Source organism: Pedosphaera parvula Ellin514, from assembly GCF_000172555.1.
Classification (GTDB): Bacteria; Verrucomicrobiota; Verrucomicrobiia; order Limisphaerales; family Pedosphaeraceae; genus Pedosphaera.
The window spans coordinates 161,289-178,732 of sequence record NZ_ABOX02000006.1 but is presented as its reverse complement, the minus strand read 5'-3'; the positions used below and the strand labels follow the sequence as shown (position 1 = coordinate 178,732).

The following is a 17,444-nucleotide window of genomic DNA, read 5'->3' as shown; positions in this document are numbered from 1 at the left end:
TGGTCGCCTCACTTCACTGTATAACCCTTGCCTTCCATGCAGGCTTCGAAGGCGCGTTTGTAGGCGTCGAGTTTTTGTTGGTTGCCGGCCTGCTGGTTGGCTGACGCTTGTTGCTGGGCAGCTTGTTGATTGAGTGCGGCTTGTTGCTGGGCTGCCTGTTGCTGGGCAATGGCCTGCTGTTGCGCGGCGGCTTGTTGTTGTTGGGCTTCATTGGCACGGCGTTGTCGGACGCCACCGATGGCACCACCTGACGCAGCACCAATGGCCGCACCCTTACCGGCATCGCCAGCGATGGCTCCAATGGCCGCACCACCGGCTGCACCTCTCGCTCCGCCACGGACTGCGCCGCCTTGTTGTGGAGGTGGTGGAGGGACTGACTGGGAATAGGTTGCGGGCGGTTGCGAGATTACCTGCTGCGAAGGCTGGCTTTGGGCCTGCATGGAGGCAGCGACCGGATCGTAGCCGGTTTGTTGCCTGGCCCAGGCGTAGCAATCGGCCTTATCCTTGTCCATCTGCTCCGGGGTTTGGTTTTTGGCAGGAAAGACGATGGGTGCATAAGACGAGGTGACCTGGGCTGGTGGCGCGGAGGTTTGAGCGTAAGCGGTTCCGAGCATGGGGATGATGAGGCCGAGGATGGCGGAATATTTAGCGGTAAATTTCATAAGTTGTTCAATGGTTGTGTTCCAGAGCCTGGGCCTGGATGGTTTTGTGGTTGATGGTAAAACTCCTTCTTACGTGAGTTTAATTGAGAGATGCGAATGGGGTAGTAGCGTGAAGGCCTACTCTCTGGTTGAGGAATACCCCACCGGTTTCGATAGAGACTTGAGTGCCCGAGATGGATGCACTGTATTGCGCTGGTGGGTTCCGCTTCGGATGAGTGTGTGGAGTTGATTAGCATCGTGGGCCGAAGCGGCGATTCTTTTTAATTTAACCCAGGGTTGCGCCCGAAAGACGGGCTGGACCCTGGGCTCCCGTACTCCCACGCTTTCAGCGTGGGGCGGCCCTGCGAGGTGACACTTTTTGCTGGCATAGCGGGGGCGAATTCGGAATGTTGAGTAACTATGAACAAGGATTCGCAAAATGAAATCATCAAGGCCTGCACGGAGGTGCATCGTGAATTGCGAGGCGGGTTTCCGGAAGAGGTTTACCAGGAGGCCCTCGCGGTGGAATTGGGAATGCAGAAAGTTCCTTTTGAACAGGATGTTCAATTCCCGATTTATTACAAAGGGAAACCCTTGGGCGTGTTCTACAAAGCCAGTCTTGTTTGCCATGGAGAAATCATCGTGGATTTACGGGCGACGACGGCGTTGACGTCGAAGGAGGAGGCGCAAGTCAAACACCACCTTCAGGCAACAAAGAAGGAGCGCGCATTGCTTGTCAATTTCGGCGGGTCAAGTTTGGAGTATAGGTGGGTTGTTGTGTAAGCCCGGATTCTGACATTGAAGGAGTAGAATGATTCAGACAGCGAAGTTGATTGAGGCGGGGAATGTGGAGTTGCAGGATCGGGGGGAGATCATTGAGCAATTCGGCACGACGATTTTGGTGGTGGCGGATGGTGCGGGTGGCAGGAGTGGTGGTGCAGAGGCGGCGCAAAAGGTCATCGATATGGTGCGAGGAAATGTTGCCAGATTGATTACGATGGATCCCCTCGCCTGCTCGCAACTCTTGGAGGAAATCGATCGAGAGATTGCAGCTGATCCAGTGGCAGGTGAAACGACGGCGGTGATTGTGGTCGTGGCTGGAGATGTGATTGTCGGAGCGAGTGTGGGGGATTCGGAGGCTTGGTTGATTGGTGCGGGGAGTTATGAGCGGTTGACGGAGAATCAGATTAGAAAGCCATTCCTTGGGAGTGGCCGTGTGAATGTGGTGTCGTTCAGAAAAGAATTTAGAGAAGGCACGTTGTTGCTGGGAACGGATGGGTTGTTCAAATATACCGGGGCGGAGAGGATTTGTGAGGTGGTCAGGGCATCTGATGCGAGAGGTGCGGCCAGAGCACTGGTGGAGTTGGTAAGGTTACCTTCGGGGAATTTGCAGGATGATGTGGCGGTGATATTGGCAAACGGATAGATTGCAACCATGCAAAATGCAGGGATGGAAAATCCAGATGAACTAAAGGGCAAAGTGGTACAGGAGTTCATTGCCATTGCGCGAGATTCCGAGGATGAAAATCTGGCCTGGGACGCAATTAGAGAGTTAAGACGCCGCGGGGGTCACGAGGTTTTTGAAGTAGTGAGAAGCCTGATTCGTAGCGAGAAGGAAAAAGAGCGAATCTTGGCGGCCAATGTGCTCGGGCAATTGGGCGCACCGGCACTGCCATTTCGCAAGGAGTCAGGGGACATGTTGATGTCAACGCTTGAAAGGGAAAAGTCGGTCGAGGTAATCAAAGCGATTTGCTTCGCTTTAGGGCATCTGAAGGAGGCGCGCGCCATCAATTTGTTATTGAATTTAAAGAATCATGCAAATGCTGACATTCGATATGCGGTGACACATGGGTTGCAGTGTCAAACGGATCCAACAGCCATCCAAGGTTTAATTGAACTTTCAAAGGATTCCGACGAGGACATTCGAGACTGGGCAACATTTGGATTGGGCTCAATGATCGATGTTGATTCGCCCGAAATCAGAGAAGCATTGTTTGATCGTTTGAACGACAAGTATCCAGACGCAAAAGGCGAAGCGATGGTCGGCTTGGCGCGGAGAAAGGATGAGCGTGTGGTACGACTAATCATTGAGGAGTTGCAAAATCCAGAGGGAGAATTACCCGGATATGCTCAGGAAGCAGCCGAAGAATTTGATCATCCGGAGATCAATTCGATTCTAGAGGAAAAAGGATTTCGGAGACATTAAGCAATGTGGTTTGACCAAAATGCATGAGAGACGGCAAGATTGTTTTCATCCATCGGCTTGATACTACTAATTAACGCTAAAAGGATGGCACGAATTTTTCTTAAACTGAATGGCGCTGGATTGGGTGGGCGGGTTCCGCTTCGGGCGCGTGCGTTGAGACAATTAAAATCGTGGGCCGAAGCGGGGATTTTTCATTTTGCATTTTACCCAGGGTTGCGCCCCCAAAGGCGGGGCTGGACCCTGGGCTTCCATACACCCACGCTTTCAGCGTGGGAAAACGGGGCGGAAGCGGGATTTATTTGGAATTAACACCCATAATGATGCCGGCCCGATTGTGGTCGAGCCATTTTCAACAGTAAAGGATAGTCAGTTTTCTAAACATTCTCGTAAGTAGCTGGCCATCAAAGAAAGATTTTTGAAATTATTTTAAGGGGTGGACAACGTATGTCCCACCCCCCTGGTTAGGTTGTGGGTATGAGAATAGGGAACCGTGGATTGAACGAGGAGTCGGAGAAACAGTTGGCCACGAAACAACACGAATGGAAATGGGATTTGAATTGCGTGATCGTGGGCGGTGTTTGGATTTGATTTTAAAAGTGAATGCACGATTATAGGGCGTCACTCTCACCGTAAGGTTTATGGATACTTGGACTACTGAGAAAGTTTTATCACTGGCACCGGATGCGAGTTCGGCGAAGTCGGGGAAGGAATTGGCATCGCCGCGGAAATGGGTGTCGATGGGGCGGGACGGGCAGTCGGCGTGGGGTTTGTGCCAGGGGAGCGGGAAGAATCCTTACCAGGCGAGCATTGATTTAAATGAGCCAGCCTTCAAATGCACCTGCCCGAGCCGGAAGTTTCCGTGCAAGCATTCGCTGGGATTATTCCTGATATTGGCAGGTCAACCGGGTGCGGTGGCGGAAGGAACACCACCGGACTGGGTGAACGAATGGCTCGCGGGCCGGACGCAACGGGCGGAGAAGAAGGTGGCCAAGGCGCAGGCCGGGGAGAAGATCAGCGATCCTGAGGCGCAGAAGAAGCGGGTGGCGGAACGGGAGGCGAAGGTTTCGGCGGGATTGAAGGAGTTGGAGATTTGGATGAGCGACCTGGTGCGGCAGGGATTGGCGGGAGCGCAGGGTCGGCCGAACAGTTTTTGGGAATCGACAGCGGCGCGGATGATTGATGCGCAGGCGCCGGGGATTGCGCGTCGCGTGCGGGAGTTGTCGGGAATTCCGGCGTCGGGTGAAGGGTGGCCGGAGCGATTGCTGGAGCAACTGGGTAGATTGCATTTGTTGCGTGAAGGATTTCAACGCATTGAGACATTGTCGGTGGAATTGCAAAACGACATTCGGACATTGATCGGGTGGACGCAGAACCAGGATGAATTGCTCGGCAATTCGGGTGTGAAGGATGAGTGGCTGGTGCTGGGAAGGACGTTGGAAGAGGAGGACAAAATCCGGGTGCAACGGACGTGGCTGCATGGGAAGCAGAGCGGACGGAACGCGATGCATCTGCATTTCGCGCATTTGACGCAGCCATTGGACACGAGTCTCGTGCCGGGCACGGCTTTCGAGGGTGAAGTGGTTTATTTTCCGTCGGCCTACCCGATGCGGGCGATCATTAAGGAGCGCGGTGGGGTGTCGAAGAATTTGGATGGAATACCGGGACAGGCCAGCATTGCGGATTTGATGGCGGCGTATGCGGAGGCGTTGGCGATGCATCCATGGATTGAGCAATTTCCGATGCGCCTGAGTGCGGTGGTGCCGGTGAGAAGGGATGAGCGGTGGCAGTTGCGCGATGGAGAAGGACGGTGCGTGCCATTGACACCGAGTTTTGCGAAGGGTTGGGAATTACTGGCGATGAGCGGTGGCCGAGCGGTAACGGTTTTTGGCGAGTGGGATGGAGATTTCCTGCAACCCGTGAGCGTTTCGGCGGAAGGACGATTTGCCCATTTGTGGAGTCGAAAGCAGAGGGAGGAAGCATGAACCAGACGGTGCAACAACTGGCGCAGGTGGCTTTGCTCGGAACGGAGCGGCAAGGGAATTTACCGAAAGCGGAACAACCGTTGCAGGCGATACTTTCGAGGCTCGAAAAGCAACCGGCAGAAGCGCAACTGCTGGGAACGGCGGGATTGTTATTTCTGCATCAAAGAGTCGGACGGGTGCCAGGGATTGAGAAGATCACAGCAGTGGAACCGGCGGCGGAAGAGACTTTGCCAGGTTGCAGTGCGCGGGCAGCGGCGTTTTTGAAGGAGATGCTGGGCGGACGTTTCGGTGAGGTGTTGCCGGAATGGCTGGCGGCGAGTGCAGAATGCGGGAAGCGCGTGCAGGCGGAGGATTTGCCGGCGTTGCTGGATGTCGGGACTAAAAATGCTGAGTGGCGGGAAGCGATTTTGAAAGTGATTGGCCAGCGGGGAGTATGGCTGGCGGGACAGAATGCCGATTGGAGCTGGGTGGCGGGCGCGGTGGAGGATGAGGCGATTTGGGAAACGGGAAGCCGGGCGGCGCGATTGACTTTCTTGCAACGACTACGAAAGCGTGAGGCGGCACGAAGCCGGGAGTTGTTGCAATCGACGTGGGCTCAGGAGTCACCGGAGGATCGGGCGGCGTTTGTGGGTGCGATGCAGTTTGGGTTGAGCGTAGCTGATGAGAATTTTTTGGAGAGTGCGTTGGATGATAAGCGGAAGGAAGTGCGTCAGGCGGCCGCTGGCTTGCTGGCGCGGTTGCCGGAGTCGCGGTTCGCGCAAAGGATGATGGAGCGGTTGCAACCGCTGGTGAAAATCGAGGCGGCGGATAAAGGGAAGAAAGGCAAAGCCGGCAAAGCGAAGATTGAGGTGACATTGCCTTCTGACTGCGACAAGGCGATGGCGCGGGATGGGATTGAAACGCGGAAACTTTCCGGACTGGGCGAGAAGGCATTTTGGCTGAAGCAGATTATTGAGAATGTGCCGATTGGCTTTTGGAGTGCGCAATATCAAATGACGGTCGAGGAGTTGATTGCCATGGCAGCCGCCGAAAAGGAATGGCGGGGGTTGTTGATGGAGGCATGGGCGAATGCGGCGGTGAAATCGCGCGATGCGGTTTGGGCGGAGGCGTTGCTGATGGAAACTGGCGAGAAGAAAACGATGCTGCCGCAAACGGGCGAGTTGCTTTCGGTGCTGCCAGCGGAGCAACGGGAGAAGTGCATACTGAAAGCTTTTGAGAGCGGCTGGAGTGTGGACCTGGTGTTCGAATCGATGCTGGCCAAGGCCGGTGGGCCGTGGAGCAAGGAGTTTTCGAAGGCCGTGGCGCTGCAGGCGAAGGAACTTGCAAAATCGGGTGATTGGATGGCGCGCAGTCATCTGGTGGCGGTGGGCAAGTGGATGGACCCGGGACTCGCGGGCAACCTGGCGGAGGGCTGGCCGGTGGATGGGAAGCATTGGAATTTGTGGTCGGAAGTGGTGGATCAGTTTATTGCGATGGTACAATTCCGGCATGACATGGTGGTGGCGTTGAAAGAAACGTGAGTTAACACGAGTTAACCGGAGCTAACGGCAGTTAACGGCACAACTTTAATTTCGAATGACAAATTTCCAATTTCAAATGGGAACGAGCGTCATGGAATGTTCGAAACTGTATGTTGCGTGTTTCGTGTTCCGCGTAGGCCATCTCTCGTGTCCGCCAATCATTTGCCGCAATTTAAAACGGGAAAAACTTCGACTTAATTTGAAATAAAACATTATGAATGCATTAAGGGAACATGCGGAACAACAGTATGCGGAGGAATTATCAAAACTGGCGAAGGTGGATACGAAGACGCGTCCGCCGCGCTGGCAATTATCGCCATGGGCAGTGGCGACTTACCTGCTGGGTGGAAAACTGGACGACGGGTTTGTGGTGTCGCCAAAATATATCGGCAACCGGCGGGTGATTGAAATTGCGATTGCGACGCTGGCGACGGATCGGGCGCTGCTCTTGCTGGGAGTGCCGGGCACGGCGAAGACCTGGGTCGCCGAACATCTGGCGGCGGCGATTGCGGGGGACTCGACGTTGCTGGTGCAGGGCACGGCGGGAACGAGTGAGGAATCGGTGCGCTATGGTTGGAATTATGCGCGGTTGCTGGCGGAGGGGCCATCGCGGAAGGCGCTGGTGGCGAGTCCATTGATGCGCGCGATGCAGGAGGGAAAGATTGCGCGGGTCGAGGAACTGACACGCATTCCCGCTGACGTGCAGGATTCGTTGATCACGATTTTGTCGGAAAAGACACTGCCAATTCCTGAACTGGGAGAAGAAGTGCAGGCGGTGAAAGGATTCAATGTGATTGCCACCGCAAACAATCGGGATCGCGGGGTGAATGAACTTTCGAGCGCGTTGAAGCGGCGCTTTAACACCGTGGTGCTGCCGCTGCCGGATTCGATCGAGGAAGAAGTGAGCATCGTGCAACAGCGGGTGGAGAGTTTGGGGCGCGCGCTGGAATTGCCGGCCGAACCACCAGCCTTGGAGGAGATACGGCGGATCGTAACGGTATTTCGCGAGTTACGCAGCGGAGCGACAGCGGATGGAAAAACCAAGGTGAAATCGCCCACGGGAACTCTCAGCACAGCGGAAGCCATTTCAGTGGTGAACAATGGGCTTTCACTCGCGGCGCATTTTGGCGATGGAACGATGCGGGCGGCCGATGTGGCGAGTGGTTTGATCGGAGCGGTGGTGAAGGATCCGATTCAAGACCGGGTTGTGTGGCAGGAATATTTGGAAACCGTGGTGAAGGAGCGGGACGGTTGGAAGGATTTGTACCGGGCTTGCAAAAATCACGATTGAGCCAGGAAGGATATCACCATGTCGGTTCATATCTTTGGTATAAGACATCATGGTCCCGGCTCAGCGCGGAGTTTGCGCGAGGCGCTGGAAGCGTTGAAGCCTGACATGATTTTGGTGGAAGGTCCACCCGATGCGGAAGCAGCGCTACCGCTGCTGATGCATGAACAGATGGAACCGCCGGTGGCGTTGCTCGTCTATGTGCCGGAGAATCCCAAGCAGGCAGTTTATTATCCGTTTGCGGTGTTCTCGCCCGAATGGCAGGCCCTGCGATATGGCTTCGGCAAAAATGTTCCGGTGCGCTTCATGGATTTGCCGCTGACACATCAATTGGCGGAGGAAGCTTTGGAGGCAAAGGAGATCGCAGTCAAAGGTGATGAAGCCGATGCGGAAGCAGAGTGTGAGGAATGCGAAATTACTCAGGAACAGCCGATAGAGCCAGCATTGTTACCTGCTTTGAAAGCCTTGTTGCAACGTGATCCCCTCGCCCACCTGGCGGAAGCGGCGGGTTATAGCGACAGCGAGCGTTGGTGGGAACACATGGTGGAGCATCGGCATAATAGCACGGAACTGTTTGAAGCGATTCTGGAGGCAATGACGGCATTACGCGAGGCGTCGTTGGAATCTTCATTGGCGATACTCAATCCGCTTCGCGAGCAACGACGTGAAGCGCACATGCGGCAGACCATTCGCGTGGCGGAGAAGGAAGGATTTCAGCGAATAGCGGTTGTGTGTGGAGCTTGGCATGCGCCGGCATTGACGAAAATGCCAGCGGCGAAGGAGGACGCGGAGTTGCTGAAAGGATTGCTGAAAGTGAAGGTCCAGGCGACGTGGGTGCCGTGGACTTACGGGCGGCTGGCGTTTGCGAGCGGTTATGGCGCGGGGATTGAATCGCCGGGATGGTATCAGCACCTGTGGGATTGCCGGGATGGCAAGAAAGGCAGGAACGCGGAGACGCAGGATATTATCATCAAGTGGCTGACGCGGGTGGCGCATCTGCTGCGCGGAGAAGATTTGGATGCGTCGTCAGCTAGCGTGATTGAAACCGTGCGGCTGGCGGAGTCGTTGGCGGCAGTGAGGAGTCGTCCCCTGCCCGGCCTGCCCGAATTAAATGAAGCAACGCAAACGGTTTTGTGTCACGGCGAACATCTGCCGTTGCGGTTGATCCATGACAAGCTCGTGGTGAGCGAGCGTCTGGGCAAAGTGCCGGATGAAACGCCGGTGGTGCCATTGCAACAGGATTTGCAACGCGAGCAGAAACGACTGCGTTTGCCGCCGGAGGCTTTGGAGAAAATGCTGGACCTGGACTTACGCAAAGATACGGATCTTGGACGGAGCCAATTGTTGCATCGACTGAATTTATTGAACATTCCATGGGGCCAGGCAGAGCGGGCGAGCGGGAAGAAAGGGACTTTTCACGAAGTGTGGCGCGTGCGATGGCAGCCGGAATTTGCGGTCGCGATTATTGAGGCAGCCATTTGGGGAAACACGGTGGCGAGTGCGGCGTCGGGTCGGGCGTATAAATTGGCAGAGGAGGCGCCGGCGTTGCCGGAATTGACGGCGTTGTTGGACCAAACGTTGCTGGCTGATTTGCCTGATGCGATTCGGCATATCATGGTCCGGCTGCAAAACGAAGCAGCGGTGGCGAGTGATGTGCCGCAGTTGATGGCCGCGCTGCCGCCATTGGCGCAGATTTTAAGATATGGCAACGTGCGTCAGACAGACTCGACGTTGATCGATCAGATTGTTTCGGGATTGGTGGCGAGAATTTGCATTGGGTTGCCGGTAGCATGTGCTTCGCTGGATGATGAGGCGGCAGCAGATATGTTCGAACGTTTGCTGGCGGTTCAAAGTGCGCTCTCACTGTTGCAAAAGGAAGAGTATCTCAAGGCGTGGCAGACAGTTTTAAAACAACTCTCGCAGCAGCAAGGAATTCACGGATTGTTAGCGGGGCGGTGTTGTCGCCTGCTGATGGATGCGGGAGTTTTCAGCCGGGAGGAATCGGCGCGGCGGATGGGATTGGCATTATCCACCGCGAATGAGCCTGTTCAGGCGGCGGCCTGGGTGGAAGGTTTTCTCAAAGGAAGCGGATTGTTGCTCCTGCACGATGAATCGTTGTGGCAGGTGTTGGATGAGTGGGTTTGCGAGTTGAAGGATGAAACCTTTACAGCATTACTGCCTCTGCTGCGGAGAACTTTTTCGACCTTCTCCGCACCCGAAAGAAGGCAGATGGGCGAACGAGTGCGGAGCGGAACGTCAAAGCTTGCAAGCCAGGTGCAAAAGATGGATTTCGACGAGGAACGCGCAGCGAAGGTTCTGCCGTTGGTTGCAAAGTTGTTGGGAATTGAAAACTAAAGGGAATTTACCATGTCCACAGCTACACAGAATAAAGAGGAAAGATTGAGACGGTGGCGGTTGGTTTTGGGTGGAGATGAGGCAGACGGGACAGGCTTTGGGCTGTCCGGAACCGACGCTGGAATGGACAAGGCATTGGGTGCGCTTTATGAGTCCGAGCGGAAGGGCGGACTTGGCAGTTCGAATCCCAACGTTTCGCGCTGGCTGGGAGATATTCGGACTTACTTCCCTTCAACAGTGGTGCAGGTGATGCAGAAGGATGCATTGGAACGATTGAATCTGCAGCAGATGTTGCTGGAGCCGGAATTGTTGCAGGCAGTCCAACCGGATGTGCACCTGGTGGCGAATCTGTTGGCCTTGAAAAACATCATGCCGAGCAAGACTAGGGAAACGGCACGGATGGTTGTTCGGAAGGTAGTTGAAGAGTTGGAACGGAAACTGGCGAATCCGATGCGACAGGCGGTGATGGGGAGCTTGAATCGCGCGACACGCAATCGCAGGCCGCGGCACAATGAAATTGATTGGAACCGCACCATTCGGGCCAACTTGAAACATTATCAACCGGAGTATCGCACGATTGTCCCAGAAACACGGATTGGTTACGGACGCAAGCGCTCATCGCTTCGCGACATTATTTTGTGCGTGGATCAGAGTGGGTCGATGGCAACTTCGGTGGTTTACGCGGGAATTTTCAGCGCGGTACTCGCATCGCTGCCAGCAGTGCAAACGCGGATGGTGGTGTTCGATACGGCAGTCGTGGATTTAAGCGATAAGCTGAGTGATCCGGTGGATGTGTTGTTTGGCACGCAACTGGGAGGTGGTACGGATATCAACAAGGCATTGAGCTATTGCCAGGGATTGATCCGCCAACCGCAGGACACAATTCTTGTATTGATCAGCGATCTTTATGAAGGTGGCAACAGCAAGGAAATGTTGAAACGCATGGGATCCATTGTAGCTGCGGGGACGCAGGTGGTGACCTTGCTGGCGTTAAATGATGACGGGGCTCCGATGTTTGATCATCAACACGCCGCAGCATTTGCCGGCATGGAGATTCCTTCATTTGCCTGCACCCCCGATTTGTTTCCGGAGCTTATGGCGGCGGCGATTTCCAAACAGGATATTGGACAATGGGCGGCGACACGAAACGTAGCCGTGACGAAGTAGACTGGAGGTTAACTGTTCCAATATTGGAAGATTGGGCCCTCATGACTGTAGATGGGATCAGCTTCAGGGAATGGAGCGTGCGCGATATTATGGTCAGCCTGCGGACGCTCGCCTTTCCGGCCATAATTCATATCCCATGGTTGGCCGCCAGGATAAGCGCCGACAACTCCAAGGTTGGCACTCGAACCGAGATTTTTATGAGCCACACCAGCTGGAATGATAACGACATCGCCGTAGCGCAATTTTTGCGTGATACCATTTTCACCACCGAAGCGGACGGTGGCCGAGCCATTGTAGATACCAAGGACTTCGTGGGTGGTGCTGTGATAGTGGTGAAACGTATAAATTCCATTTCGCCAGGAACCTTCCCAGTCGTGAGCGGCAAACAAACGCTCAAAAATGGAGGCGGGATCTCGGCGCTCAGCTAGATCAATAGCTTGATGATAAATTAACAGAGGTAGTTTCGGGTTGTTGGGTATGCTGCCGTCATCCTTCAAATTAAAAGAAAGTACACGCGGTGGGTTGATGCACCTTTCGAGGTCCCGAGGCACCGACACTGTGGATGTCTTCGCACTCATAATACAAAATGCCAGAGGAACGTGAAGAATCAACCGGTAGATTTATCACTCTGGATACCTAATTACCCCAATCTGGTGTTGTAATGAGCCTGATGCTAGTCTGCCTCGGCAAATGACGTTTTAACAACCATGACAGCCAAAGACAAGAAGCAGGCATTGCTAACCGAGCTCGCGCACTTCAAAGATGCGCAGCAACGATTTGCCTACGTGGTGGAACAAGGCCGCAGACAGGAGCCGCTGAAGGAAACGTTCAAGATCGATGCTTATCGCGTGGAAGGTTGTCTGGCAAAACTGTGGCTGGTGTCGGAGTTTAAAGAGGGAAAATGTTATTTTCACACGGATTCCGAATCCGCCATCATGAAGGGTATTTCCACGGTGCTTTGCAATTTTTATAGTGATCTGACGCCTTTGGAAATTGTGAGCCATGATCCCTCGTTTTTGGCTGAAGTAGGAATCACACAACATTTAACCCCCAATCGGCGGAATGGCTTGGCACGAGTCTGGGAAAAAATCCGCGATTATGCCCAGACTCAATTGACCTCAGTTTCAGAACCCAAAAGGAAACTTGAATGAGTGCGGCACTTTACGACGCTCATAACCATTTGCAGGCCACCGAGCTTTCTCCTCATTTGGGCACGATACAGAGGCAATTGAACGAATTGAACGTCGCAAAGATGGTTGTCAATGGCACCCAGGAGCAGGATTGGCCGGCAGTGTTGGAATTGGCTCGCAACAACCGCATGGTCATTCCCACATTTGGTTTGCATCCATGGTACGTCTCTCAACGTTCTGTTCATTGGCAGGAAAAATTGACGACTTGTCTAAATCAGGTTCCGGCAGGGATTGGAGAGATCGGACTGGATCGATGGATCGAAGATTACGATCTGCCGCAGCAGGAGGAAGTGTTTGTATGGCAATTACGGCTGGCTGCTGAAAGAAACCTGCCGGTGAGCATTCACTGTTTGCGCGCCTGGGGAAGGCTGCTGGAACTGCTACAGGAACAACCTCGACCGCAGTGTGGTTTTTTGCTCCATTCCTATGGCGGACCGCAGGAGATGATTCAGCCGCTCGCAAAACTGGGCGCCTACTTTTCAATCTCTGGACATTTTGCCCAGGAACGAAAAGGCAGGCAACAGGAGGTGTTCCGGCAGGTGCCGCGTGACCGATTGCTGATCGAGACCGATGCACCGGACATGTTGCCGCCGGAAAAATATACCGACTTTCCGATCACTGGTGAAAGTTCAGGAAAAGCAGTGAACAACCCGGCTAACATTGGGGCCATCTATCGTTTTGTAGCAGAGCTGGTGGATGAGCAGGCGGATGTGCTGAGGCAGAGAACTGAAGAGAACTTTAGGAAACTGTTTGGCAGGCTGCTGGATTAGTTCTTTGACAACAGTTATTTTTCACGTTGCGCAATCTCGTGAACGATATGCGCAGTCGCAAGAAAGGCAAAAGCGCCAGTCACGAAAGTTGCGCTGCCAAAGCCACTGCTGCAATTGAGCCGGTGGTCAGTGCCTGGTTCGGGTTGAGGGCATACCGAACCATCCTGAGAGGGATAAACCGGGAGTTCCGTTGAGCAGACACAGGCGACGTTGAACTTTTTTTCGCCGCGTGGAAAACCATGGCGGGTGCGCAGTTTGCTTCGGGTTTCCCGCAGGAGACGGTCATTTGTGGATTGGGTCAGGTCAACCAGTTGAATGGCGGCGGGATTACGACGACCGCCCGCAGCCCCGGTCGTGATAATGGGAATGCCTTTGTCACGGCACAGCGCGATCATCAGGCATTTTTTAGAAGAGCTATCGATGGCATCAAGCACATAGTCAAAGCGGGTAGCGAGGATTTCCTGCGCGTTGGATTCCGTAAAGAAAGCGTTCACGGCATGAACTTTGCACTCGGGATTGATGGCTTGAGTTCGCCGGGCCATCACCTCGACTTTCGATTTTCCAATCTCGCCATCCAGAGCGTGCAGCTGGCGGTTCACGTTGCTGACACAGACCTCATCGAGATCAATGAGCGTCAACTCACCCGTGCCAGAACGGGCCAGGGCCTCGACAGCCCATGAACCCACACCACCGATGCCAATCACACAGACGTGAGCGGAACGGATACGCTCCAACCCCGCAGCAGAATAAAGACGGCCTATGCCGCCGAAACGTTCTTCATACTGGCTCATTCAGGGGGATTACTTAATGGGACTTAAGATCTTTGCCAAGTGCTTAAGGCGAGCCCATTCGATTCAGTTTTCCCATTTCCGTTCTTTGCGAAACCCGAAGCCGGTCATGAAATCATCTTCATTGCAGATGCATATTGAAATATTCGGTCGAGTGTGGCTCAATCGAATCGTGGTCGAGGATTTGGCTTGCCTGGCTTTTCCGACCTGTAAATTTTGCACCCGTAGCTCAATTGGATAGAGCTTCTGACTTCGGATCAGAAGGTTGTAGGTTCAAATCCTACCGGGTGCACCATTGATAGTCAGACTCTTATACTGGTTTAGAGATTTTCGATATCTTCCCCAGTCCTGCTGCTGTCACATCATGAATCTCGGAATGTGAGTTGGCAGTATATATTTGTGGTCTCTCGCCCTGAAGAATCTCGTTCTGAAATTGGTAACCTGGTGATGGCTTCGTGTGTATTAGCACTCAAACCCGTCTCAGGAGAAGATCGAGTTGCATAACCGGGACTTGATCACTTGATGACCATTCATGGCCCAGCCATACAGAAAGAACACCCTTTCTTTGCAACTTCAAAGTGGGAGTTCGGAGGCTGCTTACGTAATAATGGGAAGTAGCTACGCTTGCTGGAAGCGAGGCAATTTTGAGCCGGCCATTTTCAAATGGACGACGCCCGGATGAATGCTGGAAACAGTCTTAGTATGCAGGCACTACTAATGTCCGTTCCTGTCTCCTCATCTTCTCTTGAAGGTCTATTTTTTCCTGCTGCATAGCCTCTTGTTGAGATTGGAGGCTGGCGATTCTGGTCCGAGCTTCTTTCAACTGCCTGGATTGGTCCTCACTCTGCGTTGCCGCAGCGGCCTTGCGCTTTAAATCGGCAATCTGCTGTTCAAAAGTCTTGATTTTCCCCTGCAACACTTCCTGTTCGAGGGTCAATCCTGCATTGGTCCGGGCTAACTCGCTCAGTTTTTGACTCGTTTCGGCTTGGGACTGGCGACTCTGGTTCAAACCGTCCGAAGCAGTAACAATGACTTTCTTCTTTGCCTGGTCTAAAGTGGCCTTGAGCAGCTCGTTTTCCTTTTTGAGCTCGTTAATTCTTTCCGTTGACTTGGTCACCTCTTCCGGGCTTGCCACAGCCCGTTTGGTTGTCAGAGTCTCCTTGAGCTTCAATTGCAAGGCCCTGCTCTCCAGTTCTTTTTCGTACATACGATTCTCCAAGGCTTTGATTTGTTCTCCGGAATCAACAGGTAGAGCCGGGGAATCATCACCAGCACCGGTAATCGCGGGTGACATCAAACCATTTCTGGACGATTCAGAGACATCCAAAGTTGTCGTTGAATTGCTGTTTTGTTCAGACTGAGGAACCTTGGCGGCAAGTTCGGATACCTTATTTGCCAGATAGTGCTGGCGGTAAACAAACACTTTTACATTCCAGTCAGGGTATCGAAATTGAAGATTCTTCAAAGCGTATTGCGATTCCCGATATTTGGCCAATGCCAGTGCAGGCTGCCCGTTTTCCTTCAGCGAGTCGGCCTGTTCGAATAGTTTATAAATCGCGACGTACTGGTCATCAGGATCATCCGCCCAAACCTCTGTGCAACAGGTTAGCAGAGACAGAAATATAAGAATGGGAGCTTTTTTCATAAAACTATTGGTATCTCAATAGGCAGGAGCTGCAGGGATGTTTCGAGACCCTGTCCCCGAAACACTGACCGGCCCTTTCAATTGAGGCTGTTGAACGATTATATTGTTTGATTCTCACTGTTTATGCGCTTGAGCCATGCCAAGACCTTGGGGACCTTCTATAACCTGCAAATCGATCGACTGGCTTCCAGGATTATCAATCCACTTAGCCTGACAATTTGGAGGCAGGTCGCCCAACCTCAGACCCGCAAAACCTGTGCCAAGAATAGTGCCCTGTTAGGGCATAAGCGGAAATGTGGCTGGCAGGGAAACGATTACTTGCCCTAATGGCGAAGAGTGGATTTACGGGCTGAACCTGGCCGGGCCACGATCGGCCATTGACGCCTTAAAGCTGGACAGTGCGAAACAGCATTTAGACAATGTAGAACACTCATCCCTGTGTTCACCCACCGCTAAAAGCCAAGGTAAGACAAACCGTTTATAGTCTTTACCAGAATGAAACCATCCTCGCCGAAGGAATGGTCAAGCTTGAACTTTGCAAACAGTTTTTCCATTCATTTTACCTGAACAATTCCTTCATGAAATATTGTAATGGAGGCTGCCAACAGCAATCTTGCAGGGTTAGTTTGGTGCTACAAGGAGATCGCAGATCGCATGGGAATCAGTATTCAGACAGCTCGTGAATACGTATGCGCCACCTGCCGTAAGCTCCATGTCAGTTCTCGCACCGAGGCCGTTGTCAAGCACCTGCAGAACAACAAGGCCGGCGGACAAAGATATCGACTCCAAACCAAGTGGAGGAAGGTCGATCAACGCCTGCAACCGATGGTTATAGATCAATGGGCACAGTGGTCCAATTGGTTGGACTCAGGCTGGTTTTTCCAACATTAGATTGTCTCACTGAATCTCAAGGGCGCAACCGGAAAAGCCACGTCAAAATCAGCGATCATTGATTTCCGGATTCAATCTGCTCGACAGCAAATATCGCGGGCAATTGCACTGAATTTCCCTCAACAACCAGAACGAGAATCATGGCTGATGCTTCCGAATAAGTGTGGGACCAAACCAGCAATCGTTGGGTGGTCAAGTTAGGTGGTCGAACATCGGCAGGAACTGCCGCGGCGAATCAGGAAAGCACCTGGAACTGGATCTCTTCCTGGCAACGGACGAAGTGCTCGATCTGACATCATTTCCTGCAAATACTCCATCCTGACAGTGAAATGCTGACCGCCCCGTTGAAACTAAAGACGGCGCGGCGCGGATTGGCAGGAGAACTCAGGTGCCGGATTTTTGGCTAAGCTCCTGATCTTTGTCATACATGGCATTGAGTAGAAGAACTTCCGTATTGCCCTCAATCAAGCGTTCGATCTTGTCCACCGGCCTTTCCGCGAAACGATATGTGCCGGAGGTCACGCGTAACGCCATGCAGAATGATTTCAGAGCTGGAGGATAGTGTTCACTCGAGGCATTGATTATCTGGCCTTTATCGAAGTAGAGGTGAAAGGTCTCTGTCTTCGCATCGATTGAAAGATCACCGGTGAGCGTCGTTCGACTCAGAATCTGGATTACCTCGGCGATCATGACCGGGTTGGCGGCACCAGACATCAGCCCTTTGGAATGGTCATGGCCGTGAGCCCGGTCACCGCCCTCGAGTGATTCGGCCAACTGTAGAAGACGATCTGATTCCTTGTTGAGGCCAAGATTTTGGTAGTCGTCTGCAAGCTTGAGATAACACTCGGCCGATGGCTTGGCAGCGATCTCTTCCTCGCGGCGTCGCAACTCAAGCAACTGCTCGCTGTCTGGCTGGTGAACAAATTTCTTCTTTTTCATCGGCATTGTGGTGATATGGAATCACACAGGTGGTCGATTTGATTTCCGACTTGAGGAAAGCT

16 protein-coding genes and 1 tRNA gene are annotated in these 17,444 nt (G+C 53.2%); 12 read left to right on the top strand and 5 right to left on the bottom strand.

The features are described 5' to 3' along the window. Positions 1-8: 8 nt before the first annotated feature. Positions 9-662, bottom strand: coding sequence for a glycine zipper family protein (locus CFLAV_RS06870; RefSeq protein ID WP_007413943.1), 654 nt, complete (start codon positions 660-662; stop codon positions 9-11). A 399-nt stretch (positions 663-1,061) separates the two neighbouring features. On the opposite strand from CFLAV_RS06870, the gene CFLAV_RS06865 reads away from it, so the two are divergent. The 8 genes from CFLAV_RS06865 to CFLAV_RS06825 all read left to right on the top strand — a co-directional run bounded on the left by CFLAV_RS06865 (position 1,062) and on the right by CFLAV_RS06825 (position 11,159). Beyond that, complete coding sequence (locus tag CFLAV_RS06865; protein WP_007413941.1) at positions 1,062-1,424, top strand: GxxExxY protein; 363 nt, start codon at positions 1,062-1,064, stop codon at positions 1,422-1,424. 28 nt (positions 1,425-1,452) lie between these two features. After that, entirely contained in the window at positions 1,453-2,067 is a 615-nt protein-coding gene (locus CFLAV_RS06860) for a PP2C family protein-serine/threonine phosphatase (RefSeq protein ID WP_007413940.1), read from the top strand. Positions 2,068-2,076: 9 nt separating this feature from the next. Beyond that, complete coding sequence (locus CFLAV_RS06855; RefSeq protein ID WP_007413939.1) at positions 2,077-2,847, top strand: HEAT repeat domain-containing protein; 771 nt, start codon at positions 2,077-2,079, stop codon at positions 2,845-2,847. A gap of 638 nt (positions 2,848-3,485) precedes the next feature. Continuing rightward, positions 3,486-4,829: an SWIM zinc finger family protein gene (locus CFLAV_RS06845; RefSeq protein ID WP_007413937.1), complete on the top strand. Its 1,344-nt coding sequence runs from the start codon at positions 3,486-3,488 to the stop codon at positions 4,827-4,829. Continuing rightward, the gene (locus CFLAV_RS34545) at positions 4,826-6,349 is read left to right on the top strand and encodes a DUF5691 domain-containing protein (protein ID WP_007413936.1); all 1,524 of its coding nucleotides are present in this window, start codon (positions 4,826-4,828) and stop codon (positions 6,347-6,349) included. Before CFLAV_RS06845 ends, CFLAV_RS34545 begins: the two co-directional genes overlap by 4 nt. 214 nt (positions 6,350-6,563) lie before the next feature. Further along, a complete protein-coding gene (locus tag CFLAV_RS06835; protein WP_007413935.1) occupies positions 6,564-7,640 on the top strand; it encodes an ATP-binding protein in 1,077 nt (358 codons plus the stop codon). 18 nt (positions 7,641-7,658) lie between these two features. Then, complete coding sequence (locus CFLAV_RS06830) at positions 7,659-9,992, top strand: DUF5682 family protein (protein WP_007413934.1); 2,334 nt, start codon at positions 7,659-7,661, stop codon at positions 9,990-9,992. 12 nt (positions 9,993-10,004) lie between these two features. Beyond that, positions 10,005-11,159, top strand: a complete 1,155-nt coding sequence (locus CFLAV_RS06825; RefSeq protein WP_007413933.1) for a VWA domain-containing protein — start codon at positions 10,005-10,007, stop codon at positions 11,157-11,159. 8 nt (positions 11,160-11,167) lie between these two features. Here CFLAV_RS06825 and CFLAV_RS33935 read toward each other — a convergent pair whose 3' ends face one another. After that, a complete protein-coding gene (locus CFLAV_RS33935) occupies positions 11,168-11,737 on the bottom strand; it encodes a cupin domain-containing protein (RefSeq protein ID WP_083808782.1) in 570 nt (189 codons plus the stop codon). A 129-nt stretch (positions 11,738-11,866) separates the two neighbouring features. Here CFLAV_RS33935 and CFLAV_RS06815 point away from each other — a divergent pair, with 129 nt between their 5' ends. Together CFLAV_RS06815 and CFLAV_RS06810 are read left to right on the top strand one after the other, a co-directional pair. Next, positions 11,867-12,310, top strand: a complete 444-nt coding sequence (locus CFLAV_RS06815) for a SufE family protein (protein ID WP_007413931.1) — start codon at positions 11,867-11,869, stop codon at positions 12,308-12,310. Further along, positions 12,307-13,119 carry a TatD family hydrolase gene (locus tag CFLAV_RS06810; RefSeq protein WP_007413930.1) on the top strand — a complete coding sequence of 271 codons (813 nt, stop codon included), beginning with the start codon at positions 12,307-12,309 and terminating at the stop codon, positions 13,117-13,119. The genes CFLAV_RS06815 and CFLAV_RS06810 overlap by 4 nt, the downstream gene beginning before the upstream one ends. Positions 13,120-13,133: 14 nt before the next feature. Here CFLAV_RS06810 and CFLAV_RS06805 read toward each other — a convergent pair whose 3' ends face one another. Further along, positions 13,134-13,910, bottom strand: a complete 777-nt coding sequence (locus tag CFLAV_RS06805; protein ID WP_007413929.1) for a tRNA threonylcarbamoyladenosine dehydratase — start codon at positions 13,908-13,910, stop codon at positions 13,134-13,136. Between the two features lie 215 nt (positions 13,911-14,125). Here CFLAV_RS06805 and CFLAV_RS06800 point away from each other — a divergent pair. Next, a tRNA-Arg gene (locus tag CFLAV_RS06800) sits at positions 14,126-14,202 on the top strand. Between the two features lie 402 nt (positions 14,203-14,604). Here CFLAV_RS06800 and CFLAV_RS06795 read toward each other — a convergent pair. Beyond that, positions 14,605-15,552 carry a hypothetical protein gene (locus tag CFLAV_RS06795; RefSeq protein WP_007413928.1) on the bottom strand — a complete coding sequence of 316 codons (948 nt, stop codon included), beginning with the start codon at positions 15,550-15,552 and terminating at the stop codon, positions 14,605-14,607. A gap of 591 nt (positions 15,553-16,143) precedes the next feature. Between CFLAV_RS06795 and CFLAV_RS36840 the strand changes: the two genes are divergently transcribed. Next, the gene (locus CFLAV_RS36840; protein WP_007413925.1) at positions 16,144-16,443 is read left to right on the top strand and encodes a LuxR C-terminal-related transcriptional regulator; all 300 of its coding nucleotides are present in this window, start codon (positions 16,144-16,146) and stop codon (positions 16,441-16,443) included. A gap of 384 nt (positions 16,444-16,827) precedes the next feature. On the opposite strand, the gene CFLAV_RS06780 is transcribed toward CFLAV_RS36840, so the two are convergent. After that, the gene (locus CFLAV_RS06780; RefSeq protein WP_160164511.1) at positions 16,828-17,382 is read right to left on the bottom strand and encodes a DUF4388 domain-containing protein; all 555 of its coding nucleotides are present in this window, start codon (positions 17,380-17,382) and stop codon (positions 16,828-16,830) included. Positions 17,383-17,444: the final 62 nt, after the last annotated feature.

Coding starts and splice junctions, on each gene's coding strand:
- CFLAV_RS06860 (WP_007413940.1), top strand. CDS start 1,453: ATGATTCAGACAGCGAAGTTGATTGAGGCGGGGAATGTGGAGTTGCAG.
- CFLAV_RS06855 (WP_007413939.1), top strand. CDS start 2,077: ATGCAAAATGCAGGGATGGAAAATCCAGATGAACTAAAGGGCAAAGTG.
- CFLAV_RS06810 (WP_007413930.1), top strand. CDS start 12,307: ATGAGTGCGGCACTTTACGACGCTCATAACCATTTGCAGGCCACCGAG.
- CFLAV_RS06830 (WP_007413934.1), top strand. CDS start 7,659: ATGTCGGTTCATATCTTTGGTATAAGACATCATGGTCCCGGCTCAGCG.
- CFLAV_RS36840 (WP_007413925.1), top strand. CDS start 16,144: ATGGAGGCTGCCAACAGCAATCTTGCAGGGTTAGTTTGGTGCTACAAG.
- CFLAV_RS06825 (WP_007413933.1), top strand. CDS start 10,005: ATGTCCACAGCTACACAGAATAAAGAGGAAAGATTGAGACGGTGGCGG.
- CFLAV_RS06780 (WP_160164511.1), bottom strand. CDS start 17,382: ATGAAAAAGAAGAAATTTGTTCACCAGCCAGACAGCGAGCAGTTGCTT.
- CFLAV_RS06835 (WP_007413935.1), top strand. CDS start 6,564: ATGAATGCATTAAGGGAACATGCGGAACAACAGTATGCGGAGGAATTA.
- CFLAV_RS06805 (WP_007413929.1), bottom strand. CDS start 13,910: ATGAGCCAGTATGAAGAACGTTTCGGCGGCATAGGCCGTCTTTATTCT.
- CFLAV_RS06795 (WP_007413928.1), bottom strand. CDS start 15,552: ATGAAAAAAGCTCCCATTCTTATATTTCTGTCTCTGCTAACCTGTTGC.
- CFLAV_RS33935 (WP_083808782.1), bottom strand. CDS start 11,737: ATGAGTGCGAAGACATCCACAGTGTCGGTGCCTCGGGACCTCGAAAGG.
- CFLAV_RS06845 (WP_007413937.1), top strand. CDS start 3,486: ATGGATACTTGGACTACTGAGAAAGTTTTATCACTGGCACCGGATGCG.
- CFLAV_RS34545 (WP_007413936.1), top strand. CDS start 4,826: ATGAACCAGACGGTGCAACAACTGGCGCAGGTGGCTTTGCTCGGAACG.
- CFLAV_RS06865 (WP_007413941.1), top strand. CDS start 1,062: ATGAACAAGGATTCGCAAAATGAAATCATCAAGGCCTGCACGGAGGTG.
- CFLAV_RS06815 (WP_007413931.1), top strand. CDS start 11,867: ATGACAGCCAAAGACAAGAAGCAGGCATTGCTAACCGAGCTCGCGCAC.
- CFLAV_RS06870 (WP_007413943.1), bottom strand. CDS start 662: ATGAAATTTACCGCTAAATATTCCGCCATCCTCGGCCTCATCATCCCC.